Origin of the sequence: uncultured Porphyromonas sp., assembly GCF_902489635.1 — a bacterium.
Taxonomy (GTDB): domain Bacteria; phylum Bacteroidota; class Bacteroidia; order Bacteroidales; family Porphyromonadaceae; genus Porphyromonas.
Genome location: NZ_CABUAN010000002.1, coordinates 37,047 through 59,912, shown reverse-complemented (window position 1 = coordinate 59,912; position 22,866 = coordinate 37,047). Strand labels below are relative to the sequence as shown.

Below are 22,866 nucleotides of genomic sequence, written 5' to 3'. Positions count from 1 at the left end.
GTCTGTGTTCTTCGTATCGTGCTGATTTTGTTATATATGCGAGTTCCAAAAGTTGTTCCCCTTTTGGAACTAAAAAGTTCCAAGGGAGGAACTCTTTAGTTCCAGCGGAGGAACTTTTTAGTTCCAACGGAGGAACTTTTCGATTCCAAGGTAGGAAACAAAAATTTCCAAGGTAGGAAAACTCTCCTCTTGACGAGAAGAACATAAAAAAGTCACGCCTAGGAGTGCGGTTGCTCCTAGGCGTGACGAGAAACGAACTAAGTCGATGCGGGTTGCTACCCCGTGCGGGTTACTCCTGCATCAGTGCCTCTATATCGACCTTTGGCTTGCTGCTGGTGCGCTGCTTAGCGTGGAAAGCTTTGTAGAGGGCGGGAACGACAATCAGCGTCAGCAACGTGGAGAGCGCCATACCGCCGATGATGACCCACGCCATACCGGTACGTAGCTCGGCACCCGAGCCACGTGAGAGTGCTACGGGGAGCATACCGATGATGGTCGATAGTGCCGTCATAAGGATCGGACGGGTACGTAGCTTGACCGCTTGAATGAGTGCTTCGTCCACGGGCAAGCCTTCGCCACGAGCTTCGTTGGCAAAGTCCACCAGTAGGATCGCATTCTTGGCAACGAGACCGATCAGCATCACCATGCCGAGCATAGCGTAGATGCTCATAGCAGTATTGCTCATAGCCAAGGCTAGGAGCGCCCCCACGATAGATAGCGGGATAGCGATCATGACGACGAGCGGGTCTGTCCAGTTGTTGTACAGTAGGACGAGGGCTAGGTAGATGAAGAGTAGGGAGAGCAGTATAGCGGTGGTGAGGACGCTCATCGAGTCGGCCATCTTCTTCATATCTCCTGCGGTCTGTATCTGTACGCCTTGGGGCATCTGCTCCTCGCTGAGCTGGCTCATAAACTGCTTGGCGATAGCGCCTGCTGGCACGCCGTAGGCTTGTGCACGCAGAGTCACCGAGCTGTTGCGGTTGAAGCGCTCCAAGCGGCTAGGTCCGATGCCGAGCGTCACATCGGCAAACTGCGACAGCTGTATCAGGTCGCCTTGTGGATTGGCGACGGTGAGACTTGCTACATCTTCGATGGAGCGACGAGAGGCCTTGTCGGCACGTATATTTATCGCATACTCGTAGTCCCCCTGCGTGTAGCGGAGCTGGTCATTGCCCTGGAAGAGGGTCTGCATCATACCCCCCACGTTGTCTAGCGTTAGCCCTAGATTGGACATCTTATCACGATCCACCCGCACGAGGATCTCGGGGGTAGCGTTTTCGACCGAAAGAGTAGGCTGTATGACTCCGGGGATGGAGCTGAGGAGCGTCAAAGCCTTGTCCGCATAGCGAGCCACGGAGTCCTTGTCCGCCCCTGAGATGATGTACTCGACAGCCGCCTTGGAGACGGTCCCGGTCATGCTCACACTATAGACGTTGATACGCGCATCAACGAGGTAGTCGGTCAGAGGTTTGCGGATACGAGCCACGTAGGACTCGGTACCTTCGGGCATCTTCCGCAGCTTGACATCTAGCTCAGCGAGGTAAGGGGTGCCTTTATTGCTCTGACTGTTGTCACTCGTTAGTCCGACCATGGTCACCACTTTCTCCACCTCGGGTCGCTGCATAAGCCACGTCTCAGCTTTGCGCACGAGCTGGTTAGACTCAGCCATAGAGATGTCTTTGGGCATCTCGAGCTGTATGATACACTCCTGGCGGTCCATGTAGGGCTGAAACTCAAAGTTGATAAAGCCCAAGGGGAAGAGCACCAGCACCGCAGCCATCAGCACGACAACGATGCCTGCCAAAGCCCAGCGATGGCTTAGTCCCCAGCGTGTGAGTGACGAAATGCCATCGGCAAAGCGACTGATGCCACGCTCGAAGCCTGTGAGCATACGACCCAGCGGGCGGTCGTCACGTAGCGGCTGTATGTTGCCCAGACTAGAGGTGAGCAGAGGTACCAAGGTGAGGGCCGCGAGTAGGCTGAAGAGGATGGAGATGACGATGACTCCGCAGAACTGACGCAAGATGTCCGAGACCAGCGAAGAGGTGAAGATGATTGGTAGGAAGACCACCACGAGGACGAGGGTCACAGAGATGACGGTGAGACCGATCTCGTTGAGCGCATCCCAAGTGGCTCGGACACGGTTCTTGCCCATCTCCATGTGGCGGTAGACATTCTCGATGACCACGATGGCATCGTCGACGAGGACCCCGATGACCAGTGAGAGGGCTAGGAGCGACATCATATTGAGCGTGAAGCCGAAGATGCGCATCCCGATGAAGGAGGAGATGAGCGAGACTGGCACGACGACCATCACGATGAGCGCATTGCGCACGTTGTGCAGGAAGAGCAGTATCACGAGCGATACGAGTAGGATCGCTAGGAGCAGGTCGGTCAGCACGGAGCTGATGGCATTGCGTGTGAAGGTGGTCGTATCTTGCGCTACCTCCACTTTGAGTCCCTCAGAGGCGTACTGCTCCTCAAGGCTTTGGATCTGCTTACCGACAGCTTCGCTCACCTGGAGCGCATTGGCATCGGACTGCTTGAGTATGTTGAGTAGAATCGCCTCCTGACCATTGACACGTCCCATCTTGACGGGATCTTTGACGCCGTCTACCACCTCAGCGACATCCTCTAGACGTATAGGTGTCCCAGAGACGTTGCGCAGGATGAGTCGGCGTAGCTCCTCGATAGAGGTGATCTTGCCCGAGAGACGTACGGCCATCTGCGTTTCGTCGCTCTGCAGGTAACCAGTTGGGAAGTCTAGGTTGGACGCTCTGATGGCACCCTGCACCATCATCGGTGTGATGCCAAACTCCTGCATGCGTCCCTTGTCAAGGTTGATCTGTATCTCACGCTCTACACCACCGACGAGGTCTACATTGGCGATGCCCTTGATGTGAGATAGCTCGGGGACGATGCGCTTGTCCACAAGGTCGTAGAGCTCTGTGGAGCCGATGTCGGCTCTGGCGGAGAGAATCAGGATCGGCTTCTCGTCTACCGATACCTTAGATATACGAGGGGCAAAAACTTCGCGAGGCAGCTCGGCACGCTTGGCGGCGAGACGGTTTTGCGCCTCGGTCATAGCTTTGTCTATGTCGGTGCCAAAGTCAAAGGAGACCATAATCATCGACATACCCTCGAAAGAGTAGGACTGCATTTGGTCAATGCCCTCCATACTGGAGAGCACCTCCTCGGCCTTTTGCGTTAGCGAGTTCTCCACTTCGCTAGGCGATGCGCCTGGGTAGATGATCTGTACGTTGAGCAGAGGCGGTGTAAACTTAGGCATCAGCTCTGCACTCAAGCTCTTGAAGCTCAAGTACCCCAGCACGGTCAGCAGTATGAAGAGTACTGTGACGTAGATGGGTCGTTGGATAGATAACTTTACGATTTTCATGCTGTGGTCCGCTAAGTCACTCGTTGATGGTCTTGACGGGAAGTCCGTCCGATACATTGATGAGTCCGGCTACGATGACGCAGTCGCCAGCTTGTAGCCCGCTCAGCACCTCGATGCGGTCACCGATGAGAGAGCCAGCGGTGATCGCTTTTTGTTTAGCCACGCCCTGCTCTACGACATAAACGTGGGCATCCTTGACGCTGCCGACGATAGCGCGGCGGGGTATCAAGATACCATGTGTCTCCTGCTGATTGCCGAAGGATACGGAAACATACATACCAGGGCGAATCCCTTCGGCGCTTTGCTTGTCTAGTGCTACATCCACGGGGAAGGCGAGCGCATGGTTTGCCTTGTCACCGACCATAGAAATCTTGCCTGTGATCGTCTGACCTGGGTAAAGCTCACTCTCGACGGAGACTGCCTGCCCCTTGGTGAGCTGTAGACGCTGGCGCTCAGTTACGAAGCAACTAGCCTTGAGTTGCGAGTCATCGACGATGTCAAAGAGCTTCGTGCCTGGGTTGACATAGCTGCCGACCTCTACGTAGCGCTTGTAGATCTGTCCTGAGATAGGCGCCTTGATAGAGGCGTCGGTAAGGCGACTGCGACTAGATATGTATCGTCCTTGGGCTGCGACCATCTGCGTGTGCATCGTCGAGAGCTGCTGGTCGGTCACACCGCCCTGATCGTGCGCTTGCTGAAAGCGCTCGTAGTCCTTCTTGGCCGCTTCGTAAGCCACACGACTAGACTCGGCATCGGCTCGGAGTGTCTCGGCATCGAGCTGTATGAGGAGCTTGCCCTTGGAGACATGGTCCCCCTCGTCGGCATAGAGCGAGACGACGCGTCCGCCGAGACTGGAGACGAAGGATAGATCTTGCACACCCTCCACGAGTCCATTGGCGGTGAAGTCTGCGGTATAGTTGCTCTCGCTGACTACCTCTGTGCGTACAGCCACGGCCGACTCCTCAGCGAGGAGGGCTTGTGTCTTGGCGGTGGTGGATTGCTTGTTCAGTACTAGGACTAGTACGATGAGTCCGATAGCTAGCACGATGGTTATCGGTAGATAGACTTTTCGTTTCATAACTATATAAGTGTGATGCTATTGAGTTGTTCTGTTATTCCATAAGGTCTCTGATCTCGCCCTTGCTCTTCTTGAGATCTATGTAGGCTTTGATATAGTCACCGAGGGCGTTGGCGTAGGTCATCTGCGCCTGCACGAGCGACTGACTCGCATTGAGCACATCTGATAGCGAAGCTACACCGAGGGTGAAGTTTTGCTGTGCTAGGTCGAAGACCTGTGCTGCGAGGGCTTGGTTTTCCTTTTGCAGTGAGATCGTCCGCTGAGTGTCTTGTAGCTTGAGCGAAGCGTTGAGATGCGCCATGCGGAGCGACTGATCGAGGGAGCGCAGATCCTCCTGCGCCTTGAGCAGATCCATGTGACTCTCGCGCACCTTAGAGAGACGAGAGAGACCGCTGAAGATAGGCACCCGCAGGCTCAGCCCCAGCATCGCTGTCGGGTAACTGTACTGCGTGTTGCCACCGCCAAAGAGCTTGTCGCTCATGTAGTTGTACTGCGCATTGAAGGCGAGAGATAGGGTAGGAATGTAGTCATACCGCTTAGAGCGCTCCTGTAGCTGAGCCATCTTCTCACGCTCTTGTAGCTGCTGGTAGGCGATATGCTGTGCGGGGTCAAAGGCTGCTGCGCCACTCTCGGCGATCTCCTGCTGAGCTAGTAAATCTAGGTCTAGCGGAGCTATCACGATCGGCTCTGTGACCTCTAGTCCCATCTGTAGCTTGAGGAGGTTCTTCTGAACTTCTAGCCCGCTCTCGATTGCTGCTTGCTGTGTCTTGAGGTTGGTCAGGTTGACCTTGAGACGATCCACGTCTACTTTCTTGATTAGACCACTGGAGTAGCTAGCCTCCATCGTGCGGAGCATCTTGTCCACTAGCTCTACACTATGCCCCATCTGCTCGGCGGCATACTGTGTGACCTGAGCTCCATAATATAGTGTCGCCGTCTGGGCGATCACATCCTCCTCGGTCGAGGTCGCAGCCAGCGTCGCCATACGCTCGGAGACCTTGGCAATGTCGAGCGTGTTAAAGAGCGACATGTTGAGAATCTGCTGATTGACAGCGACGCCTGCGTTGGCACTGTACTGCGTGCCCATCTCGATGGTCATATACTGCGAAGCGTTGGGTTTGCGCATATTCTCGGGGAGCATATTGTTCATAAAGTTTGGCATGATGAACTTAGCCTTCTTTACGTTGTCATTTAGCGCAGCCGACCCGCTGATCTGAGGCATCAGAGCTCCGATCACCTCTTTGCGAGCCTGCTTAGCTTTCTCCTGATCGTAGGAAGACTTCTTGACATTACTATTGTGCTGCACAGCATAGTTGAGGCATTGCTGTAGCGAGTAGCTCTCCTGAGCATAGCCTGAGGCTACGAGCAGGAGCAGGCTGATGAGGAGCAGCCCGATGCGACGATTAGATTTTATCATGATTGTGGTGTGTAAACTAATTCCCTTGTGTCGAGACGATAGCCCGTAAGTGATACTGTAGTATGGAGGCGAAGTAGCTCCCCGTGGGCAACGGCTTACTGCGAATCACCGCCTGTATGTAAAAGCCAAATATCGAGTAAGACATATACTCGCATACGAAGGGGATGTCTAGATCGGCTCTATAGAGACCCGTCCGGACGCCCCGCTGTAGATTGGCCGTCATCTTCTCGCCGAAGTAGTTAGACCCCATGACATGCTCCAGCATCGCCTGGTCGGGATTGCTACGCATCAGGTCGGAGAAGAAGACGGGGTTCAGCGTTACGAAGAGCTCGTCTAGCTGTGCGAAGCACTTTGTCAAGCTCTCTATGGCACTCACCTCCTCGTCATCGAGTATCGAGAGCACACGCTGGAAGTCTTCCGAGATAGCGTGCACGCACTCCTTGAGCAGCTCCTCCTTGGAGCTGAAGTTATTGTAGAGGGTCTTCTTTGTGATCCCCATCTTGGTAGCCATCTCATCGAGCGATAGTCTGAAGCCCTCTTGCTTGAGTATGCTGATCGCTTTGGCTACATATTTATCCTTGCGACTATTTGTATTCATACCATCCATATTTAATATGTTTGCATTCGCAACTAGAACTGTTTCGTCTTATATTACGACGCAAAGGTACACTTTTTCCAACACAAAAGTGTAATCAGTGTAGTTTATTCTCGGATATTTGGTGAAAAGAAGGAGAAACAGTCGGACTAGATCGTCCTTTCAAGTGACGAAAAGCTTGTATTTAGGCGCATCTAGGTCGAAAAAGAGAATCCCCACCTAGGAAATCGAAAATCCCCACGTGGAGAAGAAAAAATTCTTCGGAAGAATGAAATGAAACTTCGGAGGAATGAAATGAAACTTCGGAAGAAATGATTCGCATCCACGTGGAAAAAGAAAAATAGCCACGTGGGGATTTGATGATTTCCACGTGGCTATTATTGTTTCCGGGAACAATCGAAAGAATCGTCTTTATCATACCAGGGCTGACGCATTATAATATAATGACCTCGTCTATGCCGTGCTTGTCGCTCATGTGCAGTTTCTGAAAAAAACGACTATGATACATCGGCTCTGGCTAGGTAAATTCAACGCTGGGGTCTTACAATAATTTAGAGCCGACTACATATCGAAACGACACCGTGTAGGGGAAAAGTGATTTCCACGTGGATATTTCAAAATCTCCACGTGGAGAATTTTTATTTCCCAGGTAGGAAATAAAAAATTCCTCGGAGGAATCAAATGAAACTTCGGAGGAAATGAATGACGCCCACGTGGAAAATAAAAAATATCCACGTGGAGATTTGAGATTTTCCACGTGGATATTCGAGAAAGGAGGGAATCGGACGAATTTCCCTGTAAAGATATGTTATTAGAGATTAGAGGTTAGAGGTTAGAGATTAGAGGTTAGAAATTAGAGGGCCGGGCTGACACATTATATATAGTGACCTCATCTACGCCTCGCTTGTCGCTATGTGTAGCTCCTGACAGAGCGATTATAATGCGTCAGCCCTGTTTATCATACTGACAAGTCATCCGTTGTCGGCGGGTATGGATGAGTCTCTCTAGATAGTGCTCGTGTGGTTTTTTTGAAAATAGTATTACCTTTGCGCCACATTTCTATATATGTAATTGACAACAAGCAAAAGCTTATGAAGCATCACAAGACGATGATTATGAAGCTCCTACTTGCTGTGACACTCTTGGTGTCGCTCTCGTGGTCGAGCTTTGCACAGAGCGGTACACCTCCAGAGGGTATCGACTTTTCAGTCCTCACGGAGGATAGTCCGCAGTCGGCTCTCTCCCTGCAGAGTGGCTACAAGGCTGCACTAGAGACAACCTGGCACTCGCTATATAGCAATAGTTCCGTCAAGTGGGGAGGGGATGCACAGGACCGCTGGTTTGCCTGCTCGGCATCAAGCTTTTCGGTCAAGGCGCCTTACAGCAGTTACCTTGTGACCTGTCCGCTAGCCCTGGATGCTATCGGGGGTAAGAGCTTGACCTTCGACCTAAAAGTGGCTCTGGTAAAGGGAAATTCGCCTTTTCGCATCTTGCTCATCAACAAGAGCGGTGAGACCCTTCAAACGCTCTATGAGCATCAGTATACTAAGCAGGACTTCACACCGACCTCGGTGTCGATCCCTACGGGGCTAACGGGCGTGGGCTTCATAGCCTTTGTCAATGAAGGCTCACAGGGTAACTTGGCGGGCTACTATCTGAAGAATATAGAGCTAAAGGCTCCCTCGACAGAGGTGGCGATCAGCTACAATCCCGCAGAGGGGTTGACCTTCTCCGAGGTGGCTGCTGGCGAGGTAGGTGCTACCAAGGAGCTAGAGATCTTTATTCAGAACTTCTCAGGAACACCCGAGGCGACCCTCACGGGGATCAACAAGGAGGACTTTCTCTTGAAGCCACTCTCTGGAGGGCTCACCGCCACGGGTGGTAAGCTGAGCGTCACATTCGTTCCTAAGAATGGTAACCCCAATATTACCGCATCTGTCACCGTGGTGGCTGGCAAGACAAAGGTTGACATACCGCTTAAGGCCTCAGCCACAGGTGCTAGTGCTAAGATTAAAGTATCGGCTATGCCTGAGAGTCTAGACTTCGGCTCTGTAGCTGTCGGGGAGACCTCGGTAGAAAAAGCGACCAGCATCACTGTACAGAATGCGATAGAGACGCCTACAGTCACCCTGACAGGTACGCACAAGGGGGACTTTGCTATCAAGACAGGAAACACTTTTGACAATCATGGAGGTGGTATCTCCGTGACCTTTACCCCTACAGCAGAGGGCACGCGTACAGCCTCTATCGAGGTGAATGCCTCGGGAACGATCTTACAGATACCGCTCCAAGGTACCGCAACAACTGGTGGCGTGACACCTCCTCCTGGTAAACCAGAACCTAAGGAGGATCAAGAGCTACTGGTAGATCAGTTCTTCTACAACTTTGATGAGGCTGAGCGTCCTACCTCTTGGAGCTACAAGGGGAATGTGATGAAGGAGACTAAGGGGTATAACAGCAACACGGGCTTTGCTGTCCGACTTGATCAAACGGCCTCTACTGAGACCGCTCAGCTCTATCAAGAGATAGACATAGATGCTAAGGAGTTTTCTATGGCTCCAGGCAGTGTCCTCGAGGGTATGCTGCACTACTCGGTGCAGGAGCCTTTTGCAGATAATCATGGGCTGCGTCTAGCCTGCCAGTGGTTGGATGCGGACCGCAAGCCCATTGCGACACCTGAGGATGCTTTTATCGCAAGTGATAGATACATCGAGTGGCGCAAGGCATGGGATGAGCTTCGCTTTAGGACGGTTGTTCCCGAGGGAGCTCGCTACTTCCGATTTGGGGTAGAGGTCTCTGCCGGTAGTCTCGTCAAGGTGGACGACTGCTCTCTGCTACGTCTGACAAAGCTACACGCACAGGATCGCTTTGTCTCCGTATTGCCACACGCCATCTATCGTGAGGGCAAGACGACAGAGCCGATCCAGGGTACGATGCTCGTACAGTCTATGAGCATGGGTAAGGTACAGCCCAATATAACGACGCCCTCTGGCACCTTTACCCTGACGCCTAGCGAACTGCCTGCGGGTCATCAGGTCACGGAGGTTGCCTACGCTATCCAAGCGAGTGAGCCTGGTGCTTACATCAGCGGAGCTTATGGTACGAAGCCCTACTCGGTTCAGTACGATGGTACGAATGGCTGGGCTACGATCCGTATCAATAGCTATATCATCGACCCTGCTACGCCTCCTATGGTCAAGCTCTCTGACAAGACTCCTAATAAGACTCTCGTCTGCACAGTGGGTGAGATGGATGAGATGGAGCTAGAGTTTGACGTGACGGGCGTAATCCAAGAGGTCAAGGTAGAGACCGCCTCTGAGAGTGGTTACTTCAAGAGTAGTACGAGTAGCTTCTTCTATTCACCAACTCAGAAGAAGGTCCTTAATAATAAGGTAAAAGTGACCTTCGCTCCACGAGAGGTGGGTACTTACAAAGCGACCCTAACACTGACGACAGCCTGCATGGAGCCTCTCGTCGTAGAGATCGTTGGTGAGGCTAAGGCTGAGACGGCTGAGTGGATGGAGACTTTTGCTGAGGATAAGCCTCTAGACAATCGCTTTAAGGGCGACAACTGGACGGGGTATCACCGCTTTGACAAGGGGTACTACTACCTCAGTGGCTCATGGGTAGAGGCTGGCAAGGTCTCTATCAGTAAGGATGGCCGACTGGAGAGCGATGAGCTACTAGTCAATGGTATCGACCATGTGAAGCTCCTCCCCGCTACGGATGGTCTAGAGCTATACTACACAATCGATGGTGGCGGTCACTGGACGAAGGCTACCCTAGAGAGTGGTGCCTACAAGGTCGGCACACATCGTCCTACACGCTTTAAGGTGGTCAACGGCTCCTCTGCCGAGGCTACGCTAACCCAGATCCTACTCACGCAGTCTGCTCCTGAGGCGCGTCAGAGTATCAAAACGATTGCTCAGGCGATGATGCTCGTGGATGCTAAGGAGGCGCAGGGTAGCCTGGAGGAGTACTTCGATGCTCAGCGTCACACACGTGGCATTAACCTCGAGGGGTGGCAGAGCTTTGCGACGCTTGCTGATCGTCCCTTCAAGGGCTGGGAGCAGAAAAATAAGACTACTCAGGCAGTCGAAGAGACTTGCGCCCAGATTAGCTTCTTCAACTCTCTAGACCAGGATGATGCTCGTGAGCAGGAGGCGTGGCTGATCTCTCCGCTACTCTCTAAGGCTAAGGCTCAGAGTATGTATCTGACCTTCCGCCTGCGCTATGAGCTGCCGACGCAAGATGGTCAGGAGCAGTTTGGCGTCTACCTCCTAACACCTGATGGTGCGGGTGGTGTCAAGCCCCAATTCCTAGACATTACGAAGCTCCTGCTCGTGTCTCAGATGGAGCCAGAGAAATGGTATGACTACTGTGTGGATCTCTCTAAGGTGGAGGGAATACAGATCGATGACAACTTCTACGTTGCCTTTACGATGTACAGCCCTAAGGGTGGCACGAGCACTTCGCTCACCTTTATGGTAGATGATGTAACCTTTGGGCGTACAGATCTGCCGGTGGTTCAGGCTAACCCAGAGATGGTCAACTTCATCTTTAAGCCTAATGTGCCTTGCCCGCCACAGACGATACAGGTCTCTGTAGAGCATCCTAATAAGGAGGTGACAGTCTCCCTGGAGCCGAGCAAGCTGATGGAGGAGTTCAAGCTATCTGCTCTGAAGCTCCCCGCAGAGGGCGGTGACCTAGCCGTCGGCTTTAGTACGAAGCAAGAGCGTGACCGTGCTGCCGCACTACTTCTGCAGACTAGAGGTGGGGTGTCTAAGCTGGTGCGTCTGCTAGCTCAAAAGGACACTGCCGTGGAGAGCCTCGAGCCTCTACGACCTGTCTATGTCTATCCGACAGTGGCTACGACTGAGCTGCACCTATCACTTCCATGTCAGAACTACTGGATCTATACCGCAGACGGGCTACTCGTCATGAGCGGTGAGGCTTGCAGTAGGGTTGATGTGTCGGCACTGGCAGCAGCTCGCTACTATATCCGTCTACAGATGACAGACGGTGGTGTGGCTACGCTTCCCTTTGACAAGCAGTAAGCCTCGCTGACCAATAGAGACTGTTGCAAAAGTCATCAGTCTCCAATAGAGCGTGTGGCGGTGAGTCACACACTACAAATAGAAACACGCCCCAGTTCTATCTTTAGAGCTGGGGCGTGTTTCTATTGCCTCCACGTGAGGAGCATTTGATAGTTGAATCTACGTTCTACGTTCTGTTGATAGCTTTTCGTATCTTTGGTTTCACGAACCATTATCAACTAGTTTCCTATGGAAGTCAATACTCCTCCTTGTGAAAAACGAAATGAGGAGCAACAGAACAAGCCAGTTACAAATGTCTACGTCCAGAACGTGGTGCCGACTCCGCGCAAGAACTCTCTAGGGACGACGGGCTTCGCCTTATCGCTTGTCGCCCTAGTCGTAGGCTGGTTTCCCGTCGTAGGCTGGATTGTATGGGTCTTAGGAGCCATCTTCTCTACTATTGGCATCTTTCGTAAGCCACGAGGTCTAGCCATTGCAGGGGCCTGTATCTCTTTCTTTTGGCTTATAATCTTCGTCCTAATCTTCGGCGTCTTTATGACGGCGGTTGTGGCCAATGGCTACGCTAATCCCTAGAGAAGCGAGATGCCCGATAGCTGGTCGTGGAGCTGTCGCAAGACGAGGAGCGACTCGGGACCCATATTGAAGAGCAGGTCAAGGATACTGAGATTGGCGACGAAGCCGAGCGACCCGGCGAAGACCTGGTAGTACGGAACGGAGACGATAGCCTCTTCGGTGTCTGTGCTGGCGGTGGCGATGGGTGGCAGAAGCTGTGAACACAGGTCAGCTGAGGCACCGACATATTGCTCCGTCTCTTGCCACTGGTAGGGAAGGTGGATGAGTTGGCAGATGCGCGTGATGAGCCGCTGATTGTGCTGATAGAGCGATGTGGCTCGGTGCGCTTTGTCGAGGTAGAGGGGTGCTAGGTCGGGTGCGTAGTACTCGTAGTAAGGTGATGCGCCGTAGCAGGTCTCTATGGTGTACCAGTGCTTGTGCCGCCAGTTGTCATGCTCAGCGATCTGCACCGACTGGATAGGGCATTGCTGTGAGGAGCCCGCGAGGACGGGAATAGAGAGCTTCATCACCCCCTCGGCACCTACGATGGCGCAGCGATTGCGGTAGGTCTGCTTCTGATAATACTCGTGCGCCTCAATACGCGTGGAGCTGTCCAGTAGATAGCTCATATAGGCGACCGAGGGAGCGTATGCCGTGGGGAGCACTACCATATTACTGTCGCTGTGATCTCTGAGCGGTGGATCGGTCCGAGGTGGCGCGAGTCTATCGTCTCTGCCGTGAGCGGGGGCTTGGCTAGGAGCCAGTATTCATCTGGTGCCAAGACCACTTCGTAAGTGCCTTGCTGTAAAGGCTGGGGGAGTGGCATAATAAAGGTTTGCCGGCCACGCTTGCCCAGGACTAGGAGCTTGCCCTCTGTAAAGCGCAGGGTATCGCTTGGCTCGCCCACAACTCGTAGCATGAGCTTGCTCCCAGCTAAGCTGTCGGCTGTTAGCGTGAGGAGCACATTGTCGCCTCGATGTGGCTGGGCGATGCGGCTCATCAGGTGATAGCTGGTACCGCTGGGTGTGGGCTGGCGATAGACAAAGAAGAAGAGACGTCCGACGATGATGAGTCCTACCATGATCATCGGAAGTACCCAGCGTAGCCAGGTGGCTCGTCTCTTCGTCGCTATGTCAGAGTGGCTGGCCATGTATCGTGTGCATCATACGTCTCCAGCGTATCTTGCCGCCCCAGAGACCTAGATCCTTGTCTAGCGAGAGCCAGAGGAGAGCGGGGCGCCCTACGATATGATCCTCGGGGACGAAGCCCCAGTAGCGACTATCGGCAGAGTTGTGACGATTGTCACCCATCATATAGTAGTAGTCCATCCCGAAGGTGTAGTGCGTAGCAGGCTGTCCGTCGATGAGAATGGTGCCATCGGGACGCTGCTCGAGAGCGTGCCCCTCGTAGTTGTGTATGCACCGGCTGTAGAGTGCTAAGGCTTCGGGCGTAAGCTCGATGGTGAGCCCCTTGCGTGGTATCTGTAGTGGACCATAGTTGTCACGGGTCCAGCCGAGGTTGTAGCCTACAGGGTAGAGATTGGTATTGGGGTCTTGCGACACAACGATCTTAGCGACACGGCTATCACTGGCTAGTTGCTGGCGCATAGTCTCCGTAAGAGGTAGCAAGTAGAGTGCCTGCAGATCGCTGGGATCGACACCGGCTAAGCCCATCTCCTCGAGGTCGGCTGTCGTGAGCTGTGATGCGGAGACCACATGCTGGTCATCGAGGCTAATGCCTAGATGCTTAAGCTCCTCAGCGGAGAAGCGTCCTCCACGGGTGCAGACCCAGTAGTTGAGCTGCATCTGCTCGGGGCGCGCCTGTAGCTTGCCATTGATATAGATGTCGTTGTTGCGTATCTCGATGAGGTCGCCCGGTAGTCCCACACAGCGCTTCACATAGTGGTCACGACGATCCACGGGGCGGTAGACGATCTTACCAAAGACCTCTGGCTGAGCCTCCAGCGCAGCCCGTCCGCCATACATCTGCTTGAGGTAGTAGTAGTCGGGGTTAGTCACCTTGGTTGTGACGGTGTCGCCCGTGGGGAAGTTGAAGACGACCAAGTCGCCACGCTGTACCTTTCGGATTCCTTTGAGGCGCTTGTAGGATAGCTGTGGCTTGCTGAGGTAAGACTCACGACCGAGGAAGCGGTTTTGCGTTAGTGGTACCTGCAGCGGAGTCATCGGCATACGGGGGCCGTAGGTCACTTTGTCCACAAAGAGGTAGTCACCCACGAGGAGCGTTTTCTCCAGTGAAGAGGTGGGGATGGCAAAATTCTGAATGAAGAAGATGCTGAGCAGATGCACGCCGATGACCGCCCAGAGGAGGTCTGCCAGTAGCGAGACGAAGCCCCGCAACGTCTTGTTCTTGATGTTGCGATACCAAGACCAATTGATGAGCTTGGTAAAGTAATAGTCCAGAATAAAGGGGAGGAAGACCAACCAAAAGGGGCCCGCCCAGAGTATGCAGAAGAGGAGGTAGAGGATCGGTATGACGATGGCTACAATCTTCTGAAAGAGGGTCTTCTCTTGCCAGTGAAGCTTGATTTTCATAGCGTGAAAGGGTCTGTATGGGTAGGACTATTTGTGTAGGATGAGGTCACGCATAGACCAGACGCCTACGGGGTGCTGTAGGAGATACTCGGCGGCGAGGGTGGCTCCTAGCGCAAAGCCCCGACGGCTATAAGCCTCGTGGCGCAGCGTTATCTCGTCGATGTCAGAGTGGTAGATGACGGAGTGGATGCCAGGCACCTCGCCCTCACGGATTGCCTCGATGCCGAGAGACCCATCGTGCGTCTCTACGCCTAGATGCCAGTCATGTAGCGAGGGGGTCTGCTCGATCAGCCCCTCGGCCAGTGTGATCGCAGTGCCACTCGGTGCATCCAGCTTGTGTATGTGATGCGTCTCCTGAATGCGTGGCGTGTACTCGGGATAGGGAGCCATGAGCTGTGCGAGCTGCTCGTTGAGGATCATCATCAGATTCATCCCGAGGCTAAAGTTGGACGCAGCAAAGAGTCCCCCACGACCAGAGCTTTGCACCTCTGTCTTGAGCTCCTCTAGTTGCTCCTTCCAGCCCGTACTGCCCGTGACTACGGGTAATCCCGCCTTTAGGGCAGCTTGGCAAAGCTGGTAGCCACTCTCAGGGGTGGAAAACTCAATGGCGACGTCGGCCTCTCGCAGAGAACCATCCTCCAGTAGGGCAGCGTCAGCCTTATCTATACGAGCGACCACCTGATGTCCGCGCTGGGTGGCGATCTCTTCGATCATGTGCCCCATGCGTCCGTATCCGAGTATAGCGATTTTCATAGTAGTTAGTAGCGGTTTGATAAGCAGGTGTGCGTGAGGAGCGATATGTCTCCTCACAGCACACGTCGTGTAGGGTTTTACTTCTTAGCTTCCTTAGTCTCCTTAGACTTAGCTTGGTAGGCAGCGTTGAGGAAGTCGAGGACTTCTTGGGTAATGTCAAAGCCTTCGCCAGCGTACATGACCCCCTCCAGACCTACGGAGGTGAGGATTAGGTCGTACTTCTTGTCCGCGTTGAAGGCTTTGAGCTGAGCGGTCACCTCATCGTGTAGAGCCTTCTGTGCATCTGCTTGTGCTTTCATCGCCTCCTCGGTGTAGCGCTGCTCCAGCTGAGCGCCCTCTTGCTGCATAGCGGTGATGCGCTTCTCCTCGGCATCGACCTGAGCCTGAGAGGTGAAGAGCCCCTTCTGAGCCTTCTCCATATAGCTCGCATAGGCTTTCTGCGCCTGCTGCATCTTGTTGGCGAGGGTCTGCTGATTACGCTTGACCTGAGCCTCTATCTGCTTATTTGCATCGACATAGTACTCGTAGTTCTTGTAGAGCGAGTCGAGAGATACGACGCCTATCTTGAGCGCATGATCGCCAGTTGTGGTGCTCTCTGTGAGTGCCTCTGAATTAGCGGTCTGCCCATCGGACTGCTTCTTCTGGCAGCTACCGAATAGGAGAGACGCAACAAGTAAGGAGAGTAGGAGGATTGATTTCTGGTTCATATAAGTTGTAGTGTTGATTGACGAGTGTGATAGGAGAGAGGGTTATTGGGGATCATCGGCTAGGCGGTCGGCTAGGTTTTGTTTTGTAGCCAGCTCCGCCATCTGCTTGTTGGCGCATCCTATACCTCTCTTCTTAAGTGCTTTACTATCCTCTATATGAGAGCTTTGAGGGCTCTTGTCGCCCTTGACGATCAGTCGCAAGGCGAGCAGAACTACGGCGAGTCCGATGAGGATTATGGATATGATGATGAGTTTCATAGTTTTTCTTAGTATATTTGCAGAGGGAGAGTAGCATAGTGCTACACCTCTTAGGTAGACAAAGGTATACCTTTTGTCGGACTTACGCACGCATTTGAGGTGACAAACTGATATCGTGCGGTAGTTAACAAGCTTATATTCTAACTTTTCAAAGCAATAAACGATGCAAATAACAGATCTAACTCACATGCCCATCTGGCAGCACTTCTACGAAATCACCAAGATCCCTCGCCCCTCCAAGCATGAGGAGCAGATACTGGCTTTCCTCAAGAAGTTTGCCGAGGAGCATAACCTAGACTATGCGCAGGATAAGACAGGTAATATCGTCATCCGCAAGGGTGCGACGCCTGGTATGGAGGACCGCGAGACCATCATCCTCCAGGGTCACGTAGATATGGTCTGCGAGAAGAATAGTGACGTAGAGCATGACTTCTACAAGGATCCTATCAAGACCAAGATCACCGACGGATGGATTCACGCTGAGGGTACGACCCTAGGAGCTGACAACGGTATTGGTGTCGCTGCAGGGCTAGCTGTCCTAACCGACCCCACCGTAGAGCATGGACCCGTTGAGTGCCTCTTTACAGTAGATGAGGAGACTGGTCTGACCGGTGCCATGGGTATCGAGCCAGGCTTCGTCCAGGGGCGCATCCTCATCAACCTCGATAGTGAGGATGAGGGCGAGATGTTCATCGGCTGCGCTGGCGGTATGGGTACAATGGCTTTCTTTGACTACACCACAGAGGCTACGCCCGCTGGGCAGATAGCTCTCGAGGTAAAGGTAAGCGGTCTCAAGGGCGGACACAGTGGTGGCGACATCCATGTCGGTCTAGGCAATGCCAATAAGCTCCTCGTGCGCTACCTATATAAGGTACTCAAGGAGGTGCCCGAGATGCGCCTAGCTATGATTGATGGTGGTAATCTACACAACGCTATCGCTCGTGAGGCTAAGGCTGTCATCACGATCCCTGCCAATCGCAAGGAGAATTTAGCTATCTGGGCAAACGAGATGGACGCTGAGTTCCGCAATGAGCTCAAGAAGGTCGATCCTAATGTCAACCTCCGTGTGGAGACAACCACAACCCCTAAGGAGGTCGTCGACAAGAAGACGGCTGACACGGTCATCCGCACGCTCTACGCTTGTCCTCACGGTGTGATGGGCATGAGCCACTCGCTAGAGGGACTCGTAGAGACCTCTACCAACCTAGCCAGTGTCAAGATGCAGGAAGGCAATGTGATCAGCATCGAGACAAGCCAGCGCAGCTCTACCGAGTCGCTCAAGGAGGATGTGGGCAATATGCTCCTCGCTCTCTTCGAGCTAGCAGGTGCACGCACAGAGGTTCGTGACGGCTATCCCGGCTGGGCACCGAACCCCGACTCTGAGATTCTAAAGGTTGCTGAGAGCACCTACCGTGAGCTCTTCGGCAAGGATCCTGAGGTCAAGGCTATCCACGCAGGTCTCGAGTGCGGACTCTTCCTCGCGAAGTATCCTTACCTCGACATGGTCTCTTTCGGCCCGACGATGCGTGACGTACACTCACCCGCAGAGCGTATGGAGATCAAGACGGTGGAGATGTTCTGGCGCCACCTCGTAGCGATCCTCAAGAACGCTCCTAAGCGCAAGTAATCATAGCTAAGATTGCTGACCTGCCAATCGGCAGAATAAAAACAACGAGAAGGCTCAGTCGCAGCGATGCGGTTGAGCTTTCTGTGCTCTAGGCATCACTCGTTGAGCATGATCGAAGGTGCTTCAGCGACCCCGTCAAGGTCCCATTGATAGAGAGTGAGAAGGTAATAAGAGAGCCTCTTGCGACTGAACTCTCCTACATGCCACATTGCTCTGTAATCACCAAGCGTCTCAACACTCCATAAAGAAGAGCTTGCTGGATTCAAAGATAGTTGCTACCTTTGTGGCATAAGAGCAGTCGACAGTTGACCTGTGATTGTTCGCACGAAGAGCCAGTTTTCATAAGGAAGCTGGCTCTGGTCTTTTAGATCTCACTTTGGTTAAATAGCAGAGCTACATAAATCTGCTCTTTTGAATTCAAGCCCAGTTGTCTGTCTCAAAGATAGTTGCTACCTTTGTGGTAAGAAAGAGCAGGTTCACTCGGCCTGCCTTTAATTATAGGCTATATACTGCGTTTGCAGTACGAACTCGGGGAGTTTGCTCTTTTCCCTTTGAAATATAATCACTACCTTTGCGGTAGAAGAGGTAAACACTCGAGCTGCCTTTAATTGAAGGCTATATTCTGTAATGGAACGAATTGAGGTTTACTCTTCACGCTTGCTGTAAAGGCAAGAAACGACGTACATCCCAATGTGAGTCTCACCTAAACGTCGGGAACGAGGTAAGAGCGTTTGGGGTGTACGTCCTTTTTCTACAATGAGGATTAGCTGGGAACCCAGCTATTCTTCGACACAGGGGCTAGTTCTTTCATATGAAGAGCTAGCTTGTTGCTTTTTACATAGAGGGCATCTTTAGATTTCTATCTCATTGCGAGTTGCTCATCTGAGATATTGTCACTACCTTTGCAGTGCGAGGGTGTCGTTTAATCCTCCTCTAGTTGTGGAGGAACGCCCCTTGCTCCAGGCCCAAGTGAATTACTTGGGCTTTTTTGCGCCTTGGTAAGTCACCTTGCGTCTTGCTTTGCTGGTAAGCGAGGTGCTTCAAATATAGCTACTACCATTGTGGCACAGGAAGGGAAGTTATTTAGGCGATGTGCGCGAGTAATGTCAAGCTGCCACTTCCCTGATTGTTTAGAAGCCGGGCTAGCTCGGCTTCTTCAATGGTACTAGTTAGCCGGATTGTTCGGCAGGAAGGCTTGTCGTTTGAATTATAAATAGTATCGTTGCAAGCAGAGAGCAATTGGTTGGAAGTCTTCCGTACGTTATAGAGCGTTATAAAGGGAAGCACTAACTAATTGCTCTTTTTTTCGTTTACAGACGGGGGAAGCCGTAGATTTCTATCTCATGGCGAGTTGCTCATCTGAGATATTGTCACTACCTTTGTGGCAAGAAGGAGGAGTTTCTGATATCAGTCTTTCCCAGGGCCGTGGAGCAGGGAGCGAGCGTTCAGAAGCCCCTCTTTTGTTGTCTGTAGATGCTTGGTTGTTTCGTTTATTGTCATAGACTCTGCGACTCTCATTGCAAGTCTACTGAGCAGATTTACGTGTAGCCCGCTACAAGAGATACACCCCTCGTGAGACTTGCGAGGTCTAGGCCGTTGTTTTGCTCATCTCAGACATTGTCATTACCTTTGCGATGTGAGGTTCGGTAAGAGATCGGGCTTGCGCCCCGCCGTTCGTCGCTCCTAAGAAAGAGCTAATTCACTCAGCCTGCCTTTAATTATAGGCTATATACTGCGTTTGTAGTAAGAACCTGAGGAGTTGGCTCTTTCTTTTATACTATAGATTTGGCTGTCTCAGGTAGTGTCGCTACCTTTGCAGTGGATTCGAATGAGTCTAAGAGGATTAGCTGGGAACCCAGCTATTCTTCGACAGCGGGAGCTAGTTCTTTTTGTGAAGAGCTGGCTTTCCGTTTTTTTATGCCATTCCTTGCTGTGGTAGCGCTGAAAAGGCGAGAGGGGCGCTACCATCCCGGTAACACCCCTCCCTATCACATACACTAAACAAATTAATGTCTCTTGCCCGCCTTACTCGTGGTCATGGTCGTGGTGATGATCACCAGGAGCATCCTTGGAGAGGATGACGGTACGAGCTACCATCGACTCATTGCCCGAGCGATCCACGCAGTAGACTAGAAGGTGGTACTCACCAGGCGTCGCATCGGCGGGTATCTTGATGTCGTGGTGGTGGATAGAGGCGTTGCGCTGGTTGACGCTGTACTCCTTATTGAAGCTAAAGGGCTTCGTCTGGTCATCACCGTGACGTAGATCGCGGGTGTGCGAGTGCCCGTCGAAGTTGTTGTGGACGTCGATCTTGTACGACTTGACGAGGTCGTTGTCCGAGAGCTTCATCTCAAAGTGTACGCCATGCTCGTCTCCGATGCGAAGTGAGTCATTGTCTTCGGGCTCGATGAGCTCGATGACAGGCTTGGTGGTGTCGATGGGCTCCTCTTTGCAACCTGTGAAGGCTGTCGCCAAAGCGAGACAACTGAGGAGCGTGATTGATGTGAAGATTGATCTTTTCATCATAGTATTGAAGATTAGAATGATAGATTGATTGTTAGCAATAGGTTTCGTCCAGCCTCAGGGAGATTGACTCGCCTGTAGTAACTCATGTGGTCATAGTAGCGGCTGTTCAAGATGTTTTGGATAGCTAGAGAGATGCGGTAGTTGCTCTCTCTGAACTGTCCATCGTAGGTCACAGCTAGGTCTAGTAGGGAGGCTGTGCCAGGTGTTGGCTCCTCATTGCGCGCTATGCGATGCTGGGGAGCGATGATGCGATGCTTGAGCGAGAGCGCCCAGTGGGTAGGGTGCCAGGTCAAGTCGTGGCTCAAGCGTGCTGGTGGCGAGTAGGGGAGAGCTAGATGGTCTGCCACATTGTAGGTGTAGACGTAGTCACCCTGCAGGTGGTAGTCCCACTGCGGATGCAGATGCCAAGTGCCCTCCAGCTCGACGCCTGTGAAGAGTGCCCGAGTGGATTGGTAGCGGTATATCTGTCCCGAGTGGGGCAGTATAGACCACTCACCCGAGGGCTGTAGGAAGATGTAGTTGGTAAAGTAGGTCACAAAGGGAGATACCGTGCAGCTCCACAGATCATTATGAAAGCCCACTTCGCTATCTAGTAGCCACCCTTGCTCACTGCCTAGCGATGGGTCGCCAACCTCGTGGCGGAAGGTGCCGTGGTGGATGCCATTTGCTGCAAGCTCGTAGATGCCTGGCAGGCGAAAGCTTCTGCCTAGATTAACCTTCCAGAGCCAATGCCGATTGATCTGCCAAGATAAGCCGACACTACCCGAGAGGTCGTGCCACCTCCGCTCGCCCTCCTGACTGCTGTAGTAGTACTGCGCCAAGGTTGCCGAGGACTCGCCACGCTCCTTAAGGTAGTCAGCTAGGTAGGGGTCGTGGTAGGGACTCATCGCTATGTAGCCTAGGTCGTAGCGCAGACCACTGGTGAGGTGTAGCCCCTGGGCTATGCGTCCCTGATAGGTCAGACTCACACCACTCGTCGCCCGCTGGTAGTCTGGCAGGAGGAAGCCGTAGCCTCTCCGCTTGTGCCACTGGTACTGCCCATCAGTGGCTAAGGTCCACTTGCCACCCCACGGGGCGTAGTAGCTGGCCTGCAAGCGTGCTGAGAAAGTCTTGAGGTCAAACTCAAACTCCAAGTCAGCGTCCCGCTCGGGTCGCTGCATCGTCCCGTAGTGGGTGTGGAAGGCACTAAGCTCACGGCGCAAGTTCTGCTGCCAGCCTAGCTCGCCGATCAACTGCCACTGCGGAGAGACTCGCCACTGTAGGCTGCCCTGTGTAGAGATCTGACGCACGGTGCTGTAAGGTAGCTCGATGTTGTATCGACTCTTGTCAGGTAGCACACGCTTAAGGTCTGGCACGCCATGAGCTCCTGGGAAGAATCCACTGCGCTCGCCATTGACAGAAGCTTGTAGCGAAGCTTTGACCTGCTCTCCTAGCCATTCGTAGCGTAGTTGCGAGGCGTAGGTCTGTGTGGCACTGTTCTTTAGCCTACGATTATATATAGGTATCCAGCGGGTGAGGTAGGTGATGCTATCGGCTGTCACATTGCGGTCGCCATGATACTGACCGCTCATACGTAAGCGGATGTGGTGCGCTCCGTGCAGGTAGCCCATCATGAGACTGCCTCCACCGCCCATGGTACTACTTTGCCCCATCATGGTATAGGAGCCGTAGAGGCCTTGCTTGTGAGGAGTCGCAGCCGGCTGCCTCACGATGACTCCGCCTAGGGCGTCACTGCCGTAGAGGAGGGAGCCAGCACCCTTGATCACCTGTACAGGGTCCTGGTCGAAGGCGTCCACCTCCAGTCCATGGTCGGCACCCCACTGTTGCCCCTCCTGCTTGAGGCCGCCATCGACATAGGCGATGCGGTTAAAGCCTAGACCTCGGATCACCGGCTTACCGTAGCCAGAGCCGATCGTGATCACATTGACCCCAGGTAGCGTGCTCAGAGTCGCTGCAAAGTTGCCCGTAAAGTGTTGTGTCAGATAAGTGCTGTCGAGCCACTCGATCGTCTGACCGATACGCATGGTCTTGAGTCGCTTGCTATTAGCCCGCACCTCTACCGTCTGGAGCGTCTCGTCAAATGTGTGAGGCTCTAGTGCGACACTATCAGATCTCAAGGCGAACGGCTCAGCTAGAGCCACCATCGGGATGAGATATAGTAGTAGATAGCAAATGTATCGTCTATACATCGCAAAAATGTTATTAACCAGTGAAATGTAAGGAGATCGTGCGCACCACTATACCGATAGCTTAGCTCACACACAGCGGAGGAGCAGGCGTACGTATAGGATTGCGTCACATAGATATGGTCTAGCTATGCTAGGGAAGAGGAGAGCGACATTAGGGT

At 52.9% G+C, this 22,866-nt stretch carries 15 protein-coding genes; 3 read left to right on the top strand and 12 right to left on the bottom strand.

All coding sequences use genetic code 11. The annotated features are described in order from the left end of the window. Window positions 1–289: 289 nt before the first annotated feature. Genes RDM37_RS00740 through RDM37_RS00725 form a run of 4 tightly spaced genes read right to left on the bottom strand, consistent with a single transcriptional unit; the run spans window position 290 to window position 6,490 of the window. Complete coding sequence (locus tag RDM37_RS00740; protein ID WP_308554314.1) at window positions 290–3,397, bottom strand: efflux RND transporter permease subunit; 3,108 nt, start codon at window positions 3,395–3,397, stop codon at window positions 290–292. A 16-nt stretch (window positions 3,398–3,413) separates the two neighbouring features. Then, window positions 3,414–4,475, bottom strand: coding sequence for an efflux RND transporter periplasmic adaptor subunit (locus tag RDM37_RS00735; RefSeq protein ID WP_308554312.1), 1,062 nt, complete (start codon window positions 4,473–4,475; stop codon window positions 3,414–3,416). A 34-nt stretch (window positions 4,476–4,509) separates the two neighbouring features. Next, on the bottom strand, window positions 4,510–5,892 hold the full coding sequence (locus RDM37_RS00730; RefSeq protein WP_308554309.1) for a TolC family protein: 1,383 nt from the start codon (window positions 5,890–5,892) through the stop codon (window positions 4,510–4,512). Between the two features lie 16 nt (window positions 5,893–5,908). Beyond that, window positions 5,909–6,490 carry a TetR/AcrR family transcriptional regulator gene (locus RDM37_RS00725; RefSeq protein WP_308554307.1) on the bottom strand — a complete coding sequence of 194 codons (582 nt, stop codon included), beginning with the start codon at window positions 6,488–6,490 and terminating at the stop codon, window positions 5,909–5,911. 1,088 nt (window positions 6,491–7,578) lie between these two features. On the opposite strand from RDM37_RS00725, the gene RDM37_RS00720 reads away from it, so the two are divergent. Both RDM37_RS00720 and RDM37_RS00715 read left to right on the top strand, forming a co-directional pair. Then, window positions 7,579–11,544 carry a choice-of-anchor J domain-containing protein gene (locus RDM37_RS00720; RefSeq protein WP_308554305.1) on the top strand — a complete coding sequence of 1,322 codons (3,966 nt, stop codon included), beginning with the start codon at window positions 7,579–7,581 and terminating at the stop codon, window positions 11,542–11,544. 228 nt (window positions 11,545–11,772) lie between these two features. After that, window positions 11,773–12,117 (top strand): hypothetical protein, encoded by a 345-nt coding sequence (locus tag RDM37_RS00715; RefSeq protein ID WP_308554303.1) that lies wholly within the window; start codon window positions 11,773–11,775, stop codon window positions 12,115–12,117. Here the strand turns inward: RDM37_RS00715 and RDM37_RS00710 are convergent. The 6 genes from RDM37_RS00710 to RDM37_RS00685 all read right to left on the bottom strand — a co-directional run bounded on the left by RDM37_RS00710 (window position 12,114) and on the right by RDM37_RS00685 (window position 16,366). Further along, window positions 12,114–12,767 carry a WbqC family protein gene (locus RDM37_RS00710; RefSeq protein WP_308554301.1) on the bottom strand — a complete coding sequence of 218 codons (654 nt, stop codon included), beginning with the start codon at window positions 12,765–12,767 and terminating at the stop codon, window positions 12,114–12,116. The two genes, RDM37_RS00715 and RDM37_RS00710, sit on opposite strands and share 4 nt — an antisense overlap. Beyond that, window positions 12,761–13,246 (bottom strand): S26 family signal peptidase, encoded by a 486-nt coding sequence (locus tag RDM37_RS00705; protein WP_308554299.1) that lies wholly within the window; start codon window positions 13,244–13,246, stop codon window positions 12,761–12,763. Before RDM37_RS00705 ends, RDM37_RS00710 begins: the two co-directional genes overlap by 7 nt. Beyond that, the gene (lepB, locus tag RDM37_RS00700) at window positions 13,230–14,648 is read right to left on the bottom strand and encodes a signal peptidase I (RefSeq protein ID WP_374043008.1); all 1,419 of its coding nucleotides are present in this window, start codon (window positions 14,646–14,648) and stop codon (window positions 13,230–13,232) included. The genes RDM37_RS00705 and lepB overlap by 17 nt, the downstream gene beginning before the upstream one ends. Before the next feature lie 27 nt (window positions 14,649–14,675). Continuing rightward, on the bottom strand, window positions 14,676–15,401 hold the full coding sequence (dapB, locus tag RDM37_RS00695; RefSeq protein ID WP_308554298.1) for a 4-hydroxy-tetrahydrodipicolinate reductase: 726 nt from the start codon (window positions 15,399–15,401) through the stop codon (window positions 14,676–14,678). Between the two features lie 77 nt (window positions 15,402–15,478). Beyond that, on the bottom strand, window positions 15,479–16,108 hold the full coding sequence (locus RDM37_RS00690; protein WP_308554296.1) for an OmpH family outer membrane protein: 630 nt from the start codon (window positions 16,106–16,108) through the stop codon (window positions 15,479–15,481). A 42-nt stretch (window positions 16,109–16,150) separates the two neighbouring features. After that, window positions 16,151–16,366, bottom strand: coding sequence for a hypothetical protein (locus RDM37_RS00685; protein ID WP_308554294.1), 216 nt, complete (start codon window positions 16,364–16,366; stop codon window positions 16,151–16,153). Window positions 16,367–16,529: 163 nt separating this feature from the next. Between RDM37_RS00685 and RDM37_RS00680 the strand changes: the two genes are divergently transcribed. After that, window positions 16,530–17,993, top strand: a complete 1,464-nt coding sequence (locus RDM37_RS00680) for an aminoacyl-histidine dipeptidase (protein WP_308554292.1) — start codon at window positions 16,530–16,532, stop codon at window positions 17,991–17,993. A gap of 2,025 nt (window positions 17,994–20,018) precedes the next feature. On the opposite strand, the gene RDM37_RS00675 is transcribed toward RDM37_RS00680, so the two are convergent. Next, entirely contained in the window at window positions 20,019–20,516 is a 498-nt protein-coding gene (locus tag RDM37_RS00675; protein WP_308554379.1) for a DUF4625 domain-containing protein, read from the bottom strand. Window positions 20,517–20,530: 14 nt separating this feature from the next. Further along, window positions 20,531–22,708, bottom strand: a complete 2,178-nt coding sequence (locus RDM37_RS00670; protein ID WP_308554290.1) for a TonB-dependent receptor domain-containing protein — start codon at window positions 22,706–22,708, stop codon at window positions 20,531–20,533. Window positions 22,709–22,866: the final 158 nt, after the last annotated feature.